Annotated in this window: 12 protein-coding genes; 8 read left to right on the top strand and 4 right to left on the bottom strand. The window is 43.3% G+C overall.

From position 1 onward, the window contains the following. Positions 1–12: 12 nt before the first annotated feature. The gene (gene murJ, locus OTG27_RS01280) at positions 13–1,539 is read right to left on the bottom strand and encodes a murein biosynthesis integral membrane protein MurJ (protein ID WP_268936003.1); all 1,527 of its coding nucleotides are present in this window, start codon (positions 1,537–1,539) and stop codon (positions 13–15) included. A gap of 4 nt (positions 1,540–1,543) precedes the next feature. After that, complete coding sequence (locus tag OTG27_RS01285) at positions 1,544–2,974, bottom strand: O-antigen ligase family protein (protein ID WP_268936004.1); 1,431 nt, start codon at positions 2,972–2,974, stop codon at positions 1,544–1,546. A gap of 111 nt (positions 2,975–3,085) precedes the next feature. Between OTG27_RS01285 and OTG27_RS01290 the strand changes: the two genes are divergently transcribed. From OTG27_RS01290 to OTG27_RS01300, 3 genes are all read left to right on the top strand, one after another. Next, positions 3,086–3,829, top strand: coding sequence for a WecB/TagA/CpsF family glycosyltransferase (locus OTG27_RS01290; protein WP_057278141.1), 744 nt, complete (start codon positions 3,086–3,088; stop codon positions 3,827–3,829). 18 nt (positions 3,830–3,847) lie between these two features. Continuing rightward, on the top strand, positions 3,848–4,951 hold the full coding sequence (locus tag OTG27_RS01295) for a glycosyltransferase family 4 protein (protein WP_268936005.1): 1,104 nt from the start codon (positions 3,848–3,850) through the stop codon (positions 4,949–4,951). Positions 4,952–5,039: 88 nt separating this feature from the next. After that, positions 5,040–6,089 carry a glycosyltransferase family 4 protein gene (locus tag OTG27_RS01300; RefSeq protein WP_268936142.1) on the top strand — a complete coding sequence of 350 codons (1,050 nt, stop codon included), beginning with the start codon at positions 5,040–5,042 and terminating at the stop codon, positions 6,087–6,089. 183 nt (positions 6,090–6,272) lie between these two features. Here the strand turns inward: OTG27_RS01300 and OTG27_RS01305 are convergent, their stop codons facing one another. Next, positions 6,273–7,295: an LCP family protein gene (locus OTG27_RS01305; RefSeq protein ID WP_268564581.1), complete on the bottom strand. Its 1,023-nt coding sequence runs from the start codon at positions 7,293–7,295 to the stop codon at positions 6,273–6,275. 178 nt (positions 7,296–7,473) lie between these two features. Further along, entirely contained in the window at positions 7,474–8,109 is a 636-nt protein-coding gene (locus OTG27_RS01310) for a YigZ family protein (RefSeq protein WP_057278137.1), read from the bottom strand. Positions 8,110–8,723: 614 nt separating this feature from the next. On the opposite strand from OTG27_RS01310, the gene OTG27_RS01315 reads away from it, so the two are divergent. From OTG27_RS01315 to OTG27_RS01335, 5 genes are all read left to right on the top strand, one after another. Beyond that, a complete protein-coding gene (locus OTG27_RS01315; protein WP_034315684.1) occupies positions 8,724–9,878 on the top strand; it encodes a sensor histidine kinase in 1,155 nt (384 codons plus the stop codon). Between the two features lie 33 nt (positions 9,879–9,911). After that, positions 9,912–10,595, top strand: coding sequence for a response regulator (locus OTG27_RS01320; RefSeq protein ID WP_048687855.1), 684 nt, complete (start codon positions 9,912–9,914; stop codon positions 10,593–10,595). Positions 10,596–10,781: 186 nt separating this feature from the next. Next, complete coding sequence (locus tag OTG27_RS01325; protein ID WP_268936006.1) at positions 10,782–11,624, top strand: DegV family protein; 843 nt, start codon at positions 10,782–10,784, stop codon at positions 11,622–11,624. 113 nt (positions 11,625–11,737) lie between these two features. Then, positions 11,738–13,138, top strand: coding sequence for an ATP-dependent helicase ComFA (locus OTG27_RS01330; protein WP_268936007.1), 1,401 nt, complete (start codon positions 11,738–11,740; stop codon positions 13,136–13,138). Next, the gene (locus tag OTG27_RS01335; protein ID WP_268936008.1) at positions 13,131–13,823 is read left to right on the top strand and encodes a ComFC family protein; all 693 of its coding nucleotides are present in this window, start codon (positions 13,131–13,133) and stop codon (positions 13,821–13,823) included. The genes OTG27_RS01330 and OTG27_RS01335 overlap by 8 nt, the downstream gene beginning before the upstream one ends. The last annotated feature ends 55 nt before the right edge of the window (positions 13,824–13,878 follow it).

Genomic DNA, 13,878 nt, shown 5'->3' on the forward strand with positions numbered 1-13,878 from the left:
TCTTCTAGTTTATTACTTTGATGATCTGGTCCTTTTCAGCCCTTGCAGGCTGCTTACTTTAAAAAGCATGGATAGTGCGAGATATAATCCGAATACCAGCAGCGTGATGATCACCAATTCCATGATGATGGGCAACGATAGGGTAAGCGGATGGATCCAGAGAGCGATTCCGTAAAGGATGGCTCCGATGATGGTAAGCTTGCCGATTTCCTGAAAAACATCCCTGAAAGCGGCCTTGTCCGTTCTCCCTGTCTTCAGCCACAGGTAGCTGAAAAGGTAGAGAGATTGCAGGAGCATGGAAATCCCCGATGCTAAAGCAATGCCACCAACGCCGAGGTAACGTGATAGAACCCAGCTGAGCAGCACATTAAGCAAAACGGCAATCAGGCAGGAATACATGGCCACTTTCGTTTTCTTCAAGGCGTAGAAGGCGTTCATCAAATAATCCCTCAGTGCAAAGAATGGGAGGCAAGCTGAATAAAAGAGGAATGCCCTATAAGTCATATCAGTTGCTGAAGCATCGAAAGCCCCGCGTTGGAAAGCCAGAGTGATTAGGCTGTTTCCGCTGATTAACATGACGACCATGAACGGAATCGCTAGAAATAACAGCGATTTCAACCCTTTTAAGGTCAAATTAAGGAAAGATTGATAGCTTATAAGCGCGCGCTCGACGATTGAAGGGTACAATACGGTAATCAGCGGCGTAAGGACAATGCTCAATGGCAGCCACAGCAGGCGATTCGCATAATTAAGGGCCGATACGCTCCCAGTTTCGAGCGAAGTCGCAATGATCCGATCGACGACACTATTCAACTGGATCGCCAAGGCGGCGATAATGATTGGGTAAAAGGTGAACAATGTTTGTGCGATCTGCCTTTTATGAGGCAGGAAAGAGACGATGGGCCGGATTCCGTATTTCTTCAATGATGGGTATTGAATAAGGAACTGGCTTGCTGCACCGAACACAAACCCCCAAGCAAGTCCTTCAATCCCATAGGGAGCAGCGAACAATACGGTGGCAGCTATAATGACCGTGTTTTGTGCAGTTGAAGTGAGTGCCGGCAGAATAAAGCGCTTATTCGCATTCAGGACCCCCGTCGCCATGTATGAAAGCGTGAAAAATAGTAAACTTGGCAGCATGATCCGGGTCAGTGATTCCGTCAGGGCAAGCTCTGACTCGGAGAAACCCGGGGCTGTCATCATGACGAGCGGCTTTATGAAAATCATGCAGGCAATGGTCAGGACTCCGGCAACCAGCATGAAGAAAGAACCTAAAACACTGATGAATTCGTCCGCCTTTTTTGGGTTATCCGCTTTCTTTTCCAAATAAATAGGAATAACGCCGGCCTGAAGACCGCTGCCGAGAGCCGTAAAAAGAATGGTTGGTATGAGGCTTGCCACGAAAAAAACATCCGCCATGGATGATGCCCCGAAATAGGCGGCTATGATCGATTCCCGCCCGAATCCGAGGACTTTTCCAATGGCTGCAATAATGGTGACGAGCCCGACCGATTTAATGACATTTGAAAGAGTAGGCATATTTTCAATCCTTTAAAATGATGTCCTTCTGTAAACAGAATCCCAAACAACTATAAAATATCAGCGTAAACGTTTTATCTTCGAGAATATTGTAGAAAAGTCCTGCTAGTAATGCGGCCAACATCAGGCAGATGTTGAACGCCGCGAATGTGCCTTTTCCCGATTTCAGGATTTGCCGGCAGGTGAAAAAGATGAATGCAAGAACTGCAAGGAAGCCCAGCACACCAGTTTGGACCAGAATCTGGATATATTGATTATCGGTATACATCCTTTCACCAATTTGGTACTCCTGATAGATTGGTGAGGAGAAGGAAAGTGTGGCAGAATCTCCGAAGGTTGCTAGCCCGGTGCCGATTACCGGGTGATCTTTGAAAATTTCAATTCCCTTGATTAGGACATATAACCGGCCCCATTCAGTACTTTGGTGCAGGGTCTTATCAGAGAACATTTCTGAAAATCGATTGGAGAGGGCATGTTCGTGTTCGGAAGAGGGGGTGCTGCCAATCACCACGTTTTCCATGGGAATTGATGCGGATACCTCCACTTTGCTTGATGCAAATAAAACTGGGTAATAAATAAGAAGCAGGCCGAGACAAAATGCTCCTACAGCATATTTGAGAAATGGTTTATTTCTAGTCCAAATTATAAAGACAAGCGCAGCGAACCCGAATGCGATCATCGTGCCCCGCGAATAGGTAAGCAGTAACGTTCCGGAAATCAGGATGGCTGCCAGGAAGACGATCCATTTATATTTTTTCAGCGATTGAAATAGAAAGAAACCAAGGAATAACTGGATGCTTAAGAATAAGGCAAATACATTAGGATTGGCTGGTGCTCCATAAATCCTCATCCGGTTTGCTGGGGAAAGATTCCACAATTCCCATGCGCGGGGAAGCAGGATGGTACGTGAAAAGATTTTCTCCACTAGGCCATGCAGGCAAAGTAAGATAGTAAATATTAGGATTACCTTCAAAAAGCGAAAGATATCCTTTCTTTCTAGATTTAATTCACCGATAATGTAAAGAAGCAAGAATGTAATAAGCAATGCACGGAGTTCAAACAAGATGGGGAGGATTCCCACCCCGTTTATGAGTGCAGCACCGGCACCAATTAAACAAAACAACCAAAATGGCGCAGTGAAATGATATTTCGAAAATGGCCATTCGTTCTTTTTGAATTTTTCAATAAGCAAAGAAATGAATAAGGTGAGGATGATCAGGTCACCTGTATAAGTTAAGCCGCTATTCAGTTCCATCAATAGGGGACGGGCAGGGAAATAAATGAATAGAATTAATAACAGGTTTTTTTTATTTATACCGATAAAAACGAGCATCAACGCCGTTGCAATGTAACCGGCGATAGGGTGAGGCACTGCCGATGGGATGAGCAGGCACAGAAATAGAATGGGTAACGATTGTTTTTCTATAAACTTCAATTGATTAACCACCTTTGAATCAAAAATCATGTTCTATGATGTGTATGAAAAAATTTCTTGAATAATACCCCACCCTTTAGATGTATAGTACATATGAAAGGCTGAAGTGAAATGACAGAGAAGTTTGTTGAGATACTAACCATACCATTCATTGATAGCAATATGGATGAGTTCATGAATAGAATGATTTATCCGAGATTGATGAATCAGGAAAAAACGTTTGTCGTTACGGCAAATCCCGAAATAGTCGAGTATGCAAATGAACATAAGGACTATAAAGACATCATTATATCGGCTGATTACATCACTCCGGATGGCGTTGGTATTATTATGGCCTCTAAATGGCTAAATCAACCTTTACAAGAGCGGATTACAGGATTCGACTTGATGAATGAATTATTTCGGGTCGCTGATGAAAAAGCGTTGAAGGTATATCTGCTTGGAGCGGAGGAAAACGTGATTGAAGCAGCGGCCCTGAAAGTAAAAGAATTATACCCGGGTCTCGAGTTGGTGGGATACAACCATGGTTACATTGATATCAAGGATGATGCCCTGCCGAAGTCGATAGCGGAACTTGAACCTGACATCATCTTGACTGCATTAGGGTTCCCTAGGCAGGAGAAATGGGTATCCAGACACTATGCGTTATTCAATAAAGGGTTATTCATGGGAGTAGGGGGAAGCTTTGATGTACTTGCGGGAAAGGTGAACCGCGCCCCGGTTTTCTGGCAAAAAATGCGTCTTGAATGGTTGTACCGACTGATCCAGCAACCTTCACGGTGGAAACGGATGCTTGCGCTGCCAAGATTCGTATTAAAGGTTAGGCGGTTAAGGAAAACGGTGCAGCGTTCCTGAACATAAGGAGTGGACTGGATGAGAATCTTGCACTTGAACGCTGGGAATGAAACCGGCGGCGGTATGTTTCATATTATGTCCTTACTGAACCAATTGAATAAAGAGGAGTGTTTGCTTGGTGTATTTGAAAAGGGTGAACTATACCGGCGGGCCATGTCCTCCGGGATACAAACTGAACTTTTCAAGCAACATTCCAAATATGACCTTTCAATTTTGAAACCTTTGAGGGACTTTATCCGTCTAAATAATATAGACATCATCCATACACATGGTCCGCGGGCTAATATATATGGTGCTTTTATAAAGCACCTCATTAAATGCCCATGGCTCCTTACTGTTCACAGTTCGCCTCATCATGATTTTTTAGGGCAGGGTGTAAAAGGGAAATTGTTTACGGGCCTTCATGTAAGGTCATTTCAATATGCTGATCATATACTGGCGGTTTCCGACCGCTTTAAGCAGGACTTGATTGACCAAGGAATCCATTCGACCAAAATAACAAAGATCCTGAACGGAATTGACTTTGAAAAGAAACTGCCTTTCCCGTTTCAAAGAGAAGATTTCGGGTTCGGGAAAGATGACTTCATCATCATCATGCCTGCAAGGCTTGAACCGGTGAAAGGTCATGAATTTGCTTTAGCGGCATTAAGTGAAGTGGTATCGGAATTCCCCCATGTGAAGCTGATACTTGCAGGGGACGGAAGCAGGAGATCCGCTCTGGAAGAGATGGTCTCGGAAAAGGGGTTATCCGATCATGTGTACTTTTTAGGGTATCGTGAAGATTTAGATCGAATCTACCCGTTGGGGGACATCACATTATTGACTTCGTTAAGCGAAAGCTTTCCACTCGTTTTACTTGAAGGAGCAAGATCCGGTCTTCCGGCAATCACTAGTGATGTCGGCGGTGTACAGGAATTGATTCCCGATCGGAGCAAGGGCTGGATAACGGATATCGGCAATGTCGAACAGCTGAAACTGGCCATTTGCAATGCTTTGGAATTAAAAAAATCCGGGGACTTGACAAAGATAGGGCTGGATTTACAAAAATTTGCAAAAAACAACTTTTCTATAGAGATTTTAGCCAATAACGTATATAATGTTTATTTGAGGATGAAAAATTAAAATAAGCATTTATATATAGGTTTTCTTATAGATCGTTACGGGTATTAGATTTTTAGTTGAATTGAGGTGGTTTTTGATGTCGTTCCTGATGTTAATAGGGGCCTTGTTGGTAGCCTTTTTATTATCCATTTTTTTGACTCCTTTTGTCGGAAAGCTGGCCTTTAAATTAGGAGCTACCGATAAACCGAGTGAGCGAAAAGTGCATAGTAAAATTATGCCGCGCATGGGCGGTTTAGCTATATTTTTGAGTTTTTTCATTACCTTTTTGCTTTTCATGGATGATTTTGGGCAGCAGCTGCCCCTTCTGGTGGGAGCGCTTGTCATCATATTGATCGGGATGGCTGATGATATTTTTGAATTAAGAGCTGCACCCAAATTCCTGGGCCAGGTTTTGGCTGCCCTGATTATCGTATTATGGGGCGGTCTTGAAGTGGAATTCATCAACTTGCCGTTCTTTACCGATACTCTTGAATTTGGTGTTTTCAGTATACCGATCACCATTTTATGGATCGTCAGCATCATTAATGCAATCAACCTAATAGATGGACTGGATGGTCTTGCAGGCGGTGTCTCAACGATCGCATTAGTGACAATTGCAACTATGGCCCTTATTAAAGGGGACCTATTTGTTGCCGTGGTCGCATTGATCGTGATTGGAAGCACTCTTGGCTTCTTGAAATATAACTTCCATCCGGCAAAGATTTTCATGGGAGATACAGGTGCCTTATTCTTAGGTTACATCATTGCCGTTCTGTCCCTGCTAGGGTTTAAAAACGTAACGATGATTTCCTTGATCGTACCGATCATCATTTTGGGTGTTCCCATTTCGGATACATTTTTCGCGATTATCCGCAGGGTCGTCAATAAACAGCCGATCTCGGCTGCTGATAAATCACATTTACATCACTGTTTGATAAACTTGGGATTCACCCATAAGCAAACTGTCTTGCTCATTTATGCTTTAGCTGCTTGCTTTGGTTTAGCGGCCATAATCTTTTCATTTGCCACGATGTGGGGGGCTTTGATCCTTGTAACGGGACTTCTGCTGATCATAGAGATTTTCGTGGAGAAAATTGGCTTGGTCAATTCAAACTACCAGCCGTTGCTCAAGATGCTCAACTTTAAAAACAAGCCATGATCATTTAGGAATAGATTACTAGATTCGCTAGTTTTATTGGAAAGCCACCAATCGTTTGAAGTAACGGTTGGTGGCTTTTTTTGTAATGGGTGCTTGATCTTATTAGGGCCATTCTTGCGGCAGTATGTGATTTCAAATGGAATGCATTAAAAACCCCCACTCATGACGAGTGGGGGGTTCGCTTTATTCTTGTATTTGTGATTGAACTGCTTCAGTTTGATTGCCTTCAGCTGGTCCCAGGTTCAAGTGGGATTGAAGCAACAGCTTAGTGTTTGCTAATGATGTATCGTTCAGCTGATAATAATAGGTTCCGTTAATGGTAGAATCCTGACCTTCAAGTTTGATGGTTTCAAGATTGATGCCTTTATCGGTAGTCACATATTTTATGAAACCTCTCATTTGCGAGAATTTAAGGTTCGTTGTCATATTGTCACCGACAGCTTCCATTACGTCTGTATATTTCGTCAGTGATCCAGCAGAGGTTGCTTTGGCAATGATGGCTTTCAGGACTTCCTGCTGACGCTCGCCGCGTTGGATATCACTGTCCTTTTTACGTGTCCGTGCAAATGCTAATGCTTCTTCACCATCAACGGTCTGTAATCCTTCTTCGAGGTGGATGGCATTCTTTTTGTCATGTGAATCGATTTCATTTATTTCATAAGGGACGTCGACTTCGATGCCATCCAATGAATCTACGACATCGATGAAAGCATTGAAGTTCATGCGAACATAATAATCGACAGGGACATCGAGTAACTCCTCTACGGTGTCCATGGTCGCTTTCGGACCGCCGGCTGCATGGGCCGCGTTGATTTTCGTGGTTACGCCTTTAGCTGGCACGTAAACATATGAATCACGCGGAATGCTTAATAGCTTTATAGATTTTTGATCTTTATTGAATGTGGCCAGCATTAAAGCATCCGACCGGGAGTTTCCTTTTAAGTCACGGTCCTTGCTATCATCGATTCCTATGAAAAGGATCGAGAAATTATCTTCGAGCGGGTCGATAGCTGCATCCCGCTTTGCTGAAGCTTCCACAGGGTCATAGGAATCATTGAATACATTCTGGGCTTTCATATACAGGGTTGCAGCATACGTAGAAGCCCCCAGACCAAGTACCAGAAGGGGAACAAGCAATAACCAAAGCCTCTTTCGCCTTTTTTTCTTTGTTTTTTTAATTTTATAAACACGCCTAGTAGTAGACATCTTTTTCTTCTCCTTTTAAATAACGAACATCAGACATATATCGCTATTTTTCGAATCCTGCAGTTTATATTTCGTCATATATTACACCTAATTTTACAATGATTTAATAATTTCGTAAAATAAATATTTCTTTTCAATTATATTACAGCAAAAAAAAGGGAAAATATGCAGGAGTATATCAGGAGAACTCCTCTTCCAAATAAAGCATTTCTTCCTCCGTGATATGGCCCTGACCATTTGTCAGCTCTGTAATCCAAGCGATATATGTCTCTTTTTGTGTTTCCTCAACATATACAAGGATATTGACCTGATCAAGGTATTGAATTTCCTTTATTTGATAAATGGAAGAGCGCAATTCGTTTTCCAATTTTCCAAGCCAGGTATAGTCGACGGTTGTCGAAATGACCCGCATCAGTTTCCTAATGACGACACCAGTGGCATTTATCCCTTCTGAAGTCGCTTTGCTGTAAGCGCGAATGAGACCGCCAGCACCAAGTTTGATGCCGCCAAAATACCGAGTGACCACAACAGCTGTGTCTTTCAGTTCTTTCTTCTTAAGCACTTCTAGGATAGGGACGCCTGCCGTTCCGCTCGGTTCCCCATCGTCGAGGGCTTTTTGGATTTGATTTTGTTCCCCGATCATATAAGCTGAACAATTATGTGTAGCATCTTTGTGCTTTTTCTTGATTTCCTGGATAAAGGCCTGTGCGGCATCTTCGGTTTCGACCCGGGCGATGTGGGAAATAAAACGGGATTTTTCAATGACGATTTCATGTTCGCCGCGACCTGCCACCGTTAAATATTGAGTGAGCATATAATTCCACCTTCGTGCTTCCTATTAGTTGATTTATTATAAGGCTTTGCGGAAAAAGTGGCAATCACGATTCATTTACATACTGCATGTGTAAAGAAACTTTAATATAAGATAAAGATGTACGTGTTATAATTAATTTCATTGCCTGTTATTGTTATTAGCTGGTCATATATGCTTAAAAGAATAACATTATAGGAAAAACATGAGTTCTGTGCCATTATCCTGGCTTTACCTTAACGTGTCCTCTCATTTCAAGGATTTTGCCATTTAATAAATGCATCTGTTTCATATGATAATCAATGGAGCGGAATATCCCATTTGATTGAAAAGGATATTTTGTATTAGGATAATTGATATAGCTTTCGGCCTTTAATAGGCAGACTTAATGGCCGGATTATGAGATGTATAGTAAGTATGTACATTTTATGGAAATCAAAAAGGGAATTAACGTATTTTTAAACTTTTTTTGGTACAATATGTTCATGAAGGTTACTTCATACAAATGTTTCCTGAAATTTAACCATTCATGAAAAAGGGAAAGAACTTTTTTCCATATACATAGTCTTTAAGACAATAAATTGTTTAAGTCTTTTGATTTAAGTGGAGGGATCTTAATGTCCATAAAAAAGGTTGATGCTAAAGCATTGGACAAGATCTTAGAAACAATGGTGAGCACTGTTAGTGAAAGTAAGGATGAAGTCTTTGATATCGGCGAACAATGCCGAAAGGACTTCGAGACATTATCAAAAGAGCTTGATGATGTGAAAATCAGGGTCGCCATTGTGATAACCGACAGCGATGCACTGGATTCAAAAGCCAGATTTGCTCGAAAAAGGCTTTCAGAAGTCAGTATGCACTTCAACCATTTTTCTGAAGAACAAGTGCGTGATGCTTATGAAAGGGCACATAAGCTGCAAGTCGATTTACAAATTAACCGGCAATTGGAGAAAGAGCTCCGTAATCGCCGGGATGAACTTGAGTTAAGGTTAAGGGGTTTGCAGCAGACGATCGATAAAGCGGTGCATCTCGTCTCGCAAATATCGGTGGTGCAGAATTATTTGACACAAGATCTTAAATTTGTGGGGGAAGCCCTTCAAGAAGCGAAACGCAAGCAGGACTTCGGACTGAAAATAATCGAAGCCCAGGAGCAGGAACGTAAAAAGCTCTCACGTGAAATCCATGACGGTCCGGCGCAAATGCTGGCAAACGTCATGATGCGCTCAGACCTGATAGAACGAGTGCAGCGGGAGAGAGGTCCCGATGAAGCGTTAGTGGAAATCCGCAGTTTAAAGGTCATGGTAAGGAATGCTTTATATGAAGTGCGAAGAATCATCTATGACCTTCGGCCTATGGCGCTTGATGATTTAGGACTTGTTCCTACCCTCAGAAAGTACCTGCAAACGACCGAAGACTATAATAATGGCGTGAATCTGAATTTCGTCAACCTTGGGCAGGTCAAAAGGCTCCCTTCCGATATGGAGGTCGCATTATTCAGGCTGGTTCAAGAGGCTGTACAAAATTCATTGAAGCACGCGGACCCAAAACAGATTCAAGTTAAACTGTCCATTTCCAAGGAGATGGTGACCGTCGTCGTCAAAGATGATGGAAAGGGGTTTGACTCTTCGATTCAAAAAGAAGGCTCATTTGGCTTGGTTGGAATGAGAGAAAGAGTCGAGCTGCTGGAAGGTGAAATGACTATCGATTCACAACCGGGAGCAGGCACTTTGGTATTTATCCAAATTCCCTACCATTTAAATAATAGAGAATAGACATATTAAATAGAAACTAGGAGGAAGAAGCCGTTGAAGACTAGTATCGTCATAATCGATGACCATCAGCTTTTCCGTGAAGGCGTAAAGCGCATATTAGATTTTGAATCATCCTTTGATGTTGTTGCCGAGGGTGATGACGGAAGCGAAGCTATGGATCTTGTTGAAACACATAAACCTGATGTTGTTATCATGGATATCAACATGCCGAACATGAATGGGGTCGAAGCTACAAAAATGCTCGTGAGCCGTTACCCTGAAACAAAAGTCATCATCCTTTCCATTCATGATGATGAAAACTACGTGCAGCACGCATTGAAAACAGGAGCACAAGGTTATCTGTTGAAAGAGATGGACGCAGACGCGTTGATCGATGCTGTGCGTGTAGTCGCTGAAGGCGGCTCATACCTTCATCCGAAGGTCACCCATAACTTAGTTAAAGAATATCGCCGTTTAGCAGCTGAAGAGGGTGCTGATCGTGATTCCGTACATACGATAGAAATCAGGAGGCCGCTTCACCTATTGACTCGACGTGAATGTGAAGTGCTTCAGCTTTTAGCTGACGGGAAAAGCAACCGGGCCATCGGCGAAACTCTATATATCAGTGAAAAAACAGTCAAGAACCATGTGAGTAACATTCTTCAGAAGATGAATGTGAATGACCGTACACAAGCGGTTGTCCTAGCTATTAAAAACGGCTGGGTAGAAGTGAAGTAATCAAAGCGTTCGATAAGTCCGGCCCTTCAGATTCCGCAATGCGTGCTGAAGGGCTGGATTTTTTTGTTGGATGTGATCATATTCAAATTTTTGGTAATTTAAAAAGCTATTTAATGCAAATAAAGGCATTTTCAGATAGAATGTTGAATATGGTACGAAGTAAATTTTTATAAGGATGGTACTGATATGAAAACCGCAGTCGTAACAGATAGCACTGCATATATACCAAAGGAAATGCGTGATCGTTTACATATACATATGATGCCGCTTAATGTCATTTTTTCCAATGAAGCTTACCGGGAGGAAATTGATATTACTGCGGATGAGTTTTATGTGGAAGTAAAGAGGCAGGAGAAATTGCCGACCACTTCACAGCCTCCAATCGGGAAGTTTGTCGAGAAGTTCGAGGAACTGCAAAAAGAATATGATGATGTTATTTCCATTCATTTATCGAGCGGCATCAGCGGCACGTATCAAGGAGCGGCATCTGCAGGTGAAATGGTCGAGGGAATCAGGGTTCATGCGTTTGATTCGGAAATCAGCTGCATGGTACAGGGGTTTTACGTGATCGAGGCGGCAAAGATGGCACTTGATGGCAAAGGTGCAGAAGAAATCATGGCCAGGCTTGAAGAAATGAAACCATCGGTCAAGGCATACTTCATGGCAGATGACCTATCCCATCTCCAGCGCGGGGGCCGCTTAAGCAGTGCCCAAGCTTTGATCGGCAGTCTGCTTCAAGTGAAGCCGGTGCTCCATTTTGTTGATAAAGTCATCGTCCCATTCGAAAAAATCCGTACAAGGAAAAAAGCGATGAAACGGATTGCCGATTTACTTGGAGAAGAGGCGGCGAGCGGCGAGAAATATAAGGCCGTCATCATTCATGCAAAACGGGAAAATGAAGCCAAAGACTGGAAAGCGGAACTTGAAGCACGGTTCCCGAATGTCGAATTCGACATCAGCTACTTCGGCCCAGTAATCGGAACGCATCTGGGCGAAGGCTCGATGGGGATGGGCTGGTATAAAATTTAAGCTTTGACGCCTTTACTAAGTGAAAGGCGTTTTTTTATGAACAAAAAGGAATCCGGGAGTTAAAAGCGAATGATAAGGGGGAGTGTAATTTATCAAGAAATGGAGGTTGCAGTTTGATAAAAACGAGCATTTCCCCGCCTTATTCCCCTGAACTTCAGAACCATCTCACCGGAAAACATCTTTTGGCCTTCGAAATCCCCTTCTCCCAAGAAATCCTCACAGAGCACCTCAAGAATGGGTATGTCTCGGAAACTTGCGGCGTGCAATCCGGGAACGGCTGTTATCACTGTGTACGCTGCGGTAACAAAGATCAAACCTTGTTTTATACTTTCCCTTGCAAGATTTGCAATCAAGATTGCACTTACTGCCGCTCATGCATCATGATGGGACGGGTCAGTGAATGTGCAAAGCTTTATAGGTGGACTGGTCCCGGCATTCAATATACGATTCCTGACAATGTGATGAGGTGGATGGGCACTTTATCGGCAGGTCAACAGAATGCATCCGACTGTGTCGTTGAAGCCGTAAACGGAAAAGATGAATTCCTAGTATGGGCTGTATGCGGGGCAGGGAAGACGGAGGTGTTATTTCCAGCGATTGAGGCAGCCTTGCTTGCCGGGAAACGGATTTGTTTGGCAACACCGCGTACCGATGTCGTTCTCGAACTCTCCCCAAGGTTAAAAAAAGCTTTTCCTGCCATTGAAGTCACTACCCTCCATGCCGGCAGTGAAAATCGACATGGTTTTTCGCCACTGACCGTTTCCACGACCCATCAGCTTTTCCGTTTTATTGAAGCTTTCGATGTCATCATCGTTGATGAAGTCGATGCGTTTCCCTACTCAATGGATGATTCGCTGCATTATGCGGTTAATAAGTCGAAAAAGGTATCCGCGGCAACCATCTACTTGACCGCCACACCTTCGAAGAGCATGCGGCGGCTATACCGAAGCGGCAAATTGAAAGCCTTCATAATCCCGGCCCGTTATCATCGCCAGCCAATCCCCGTTCCTGAAATGAAGTGGAGCGGCAATTGGCAAAAACTATTCCTTCAACAAAAGATTCCATCGAAAATCAACGCATGGGTAAGTGAGCGCCTTAACCAGAATATCCCCTTCCTATTGTTTTTTCCAAGCATCAGAGTGATGGAGCAAGTTCTTCCGCTGTTTCAAAGGCTGTCCCCTGAATTATCGATTGTCCACTCCCGGCACCCTGATCGAAAGGAAAAAGTAATGGCCTTAAGGAATGGACTCGTTCCGGGACTACTGACCACGACCATCCTGGAACGGGGCGTGACAATCGAGCGGTTGGAAGTAGCCGTGATCGGTGCTGAACATGAAGTGTTTTCTGAAAGTGCTCTCGTTCAGATTGCCGGCAGGGTAGGGAGAAGCTTTGCGAATCCTTCCGGGACGGTCACCTTTTTTCATTACGGTAAAAGTGAAGCGATGGCCGAGGCGGTCCGCCATATACAGATGATGAATAAAAATGCCATGAAAAGGGGGCTGCTGGATGAATAGATGTCTAGTTTGTGATGAAGGAATGCAGCAAGCTTTGACATGGGTGAGCCTGCTTAAGCAGGCCGAGGCAAGGGCAATCTGTGAAGGATGTGAGGTGAAACTTAATAGGATAACCGGAGATACATGTACAATGTGCTCAAGGGAGCTGGGAGGGGACAATATGACCGGTGACCTCTGTCCCGATTGTTCAAGATGGGAAAGGAATAGGGAATGGGGAGGCTATTTGTCTAAGAACATAGCGCTATTTCATTATAATGAATACTTAAAAGATCTGATTGCTAAATATAAGTACCGGGGTGATTATGCGTTGGCTGAGATTTTCGTCCCTTTTTTGAAAGAAAGGTTAAAGGAGGTGGAGTTTGACCTGGTAACCGCCATCCCGCTTAGCGATGAACGGCTTAAGGAGCGGGGGTTCAACCAAGGAAAGGCTTTGGCAGATCTAGTTGGACTTCATACGGTTGAGACCTTGACAAGAATCCATACCGAAAAACAATCAAAAAAATCTCGTAAAGAGAGAATGTCATTACCGCAGGTTTTTCAGGTCATGCAATCTGATATGCTGGAGCATAAATCCATTTTGATCATCGATGACATTTACACAACTGGCACAACTCTCAGGCATGCAGCAAAGGCATTGATAACGGCTGGGGCCAAAGAAGTATCATCGATCACACTGGCTAGGTGAAAAAGCTTATTTTAATAAAACTTCCTAAAGTATCGCCGGGATTATTCGATATATA

The organism is Peribacillus sp. AS_2 (genome assembly GCF_026891895.1).
GTDB lineage: Bacteria > Bacillota > Bacilli > Bacillales > DSM-1321 > Peribacillus > Peribacillus frigoritolerans.

What these genes read in the sequence shown, in the direction of transcription:
- OTG27_RS01325 (WP_268936006.1), top strand. Translation starts at nt 10,782, where the DNA reads ATGAAAACCGCAGTCGTAACAGATAGCACTGCATATATACCAAAGGAA.
- OTG27_RS01305 (WP_268564581.1), bottom strand. Translation starts at nt 7,295, where the DNA reads ATGTCTACTACTAGGCGTGTTTATAAAATTAAAAAAACAAAGAAAAAA.
- OTG27_RS01310 (WP_057278137.1), bottom strand. Translation starts at nt 8,109, where the DNA reads ATGCTCACTCAATATTTAACGGTGGCAGGTCGCGGCGAACATGAAATC.
- OTG27_RS01300 (WP_268936142.1), top strand. Translation starts at nt 5,040, where the DNA reads ATGTTAATAGGGGCCTTGTTGGTAGCCTTTTTATTATCCATTTTTTTG.
- OTG27_RS01335 (WP_268936008.1), top strand. Translation starts at nt 13,131, where the DNA reads ATGAATAGATGTCTAGTTTGTGATGAAGGAATGCAGCAAGCTTTGACA.
- OTG27_RS01295 (WP_268936005.1), top strand. Translation starts at nt 3,848, where the DNA reads ATGAGAATCTTGCACTTGAACGCTGGGAATGAAACCGGCGGCGGTATG.
- murJ (WP_268936003.1), bottom strand. Translation starts at nt 1,539, where the DNA reads ATGCCTACTCTTTCAAATGTCATTAAATCGGTCGGGCTCGTCACCATT.
- OTG27_RS01315 (WP_034315684.1), top strand. Translation starts at nt 8,724, where the DNA reads ATGTCCATAAAAAAGGTTGATGCTAAAGCATTGGACAAGATCTTAGAA.
- OTG27_RS01290 (WP_057278141.1), top strand. Translation starts at nt 3,086, where the DNA reads ATGACAGAGAAGTTTGTTGAGATACTAACCATACCATTCATTGATAGC.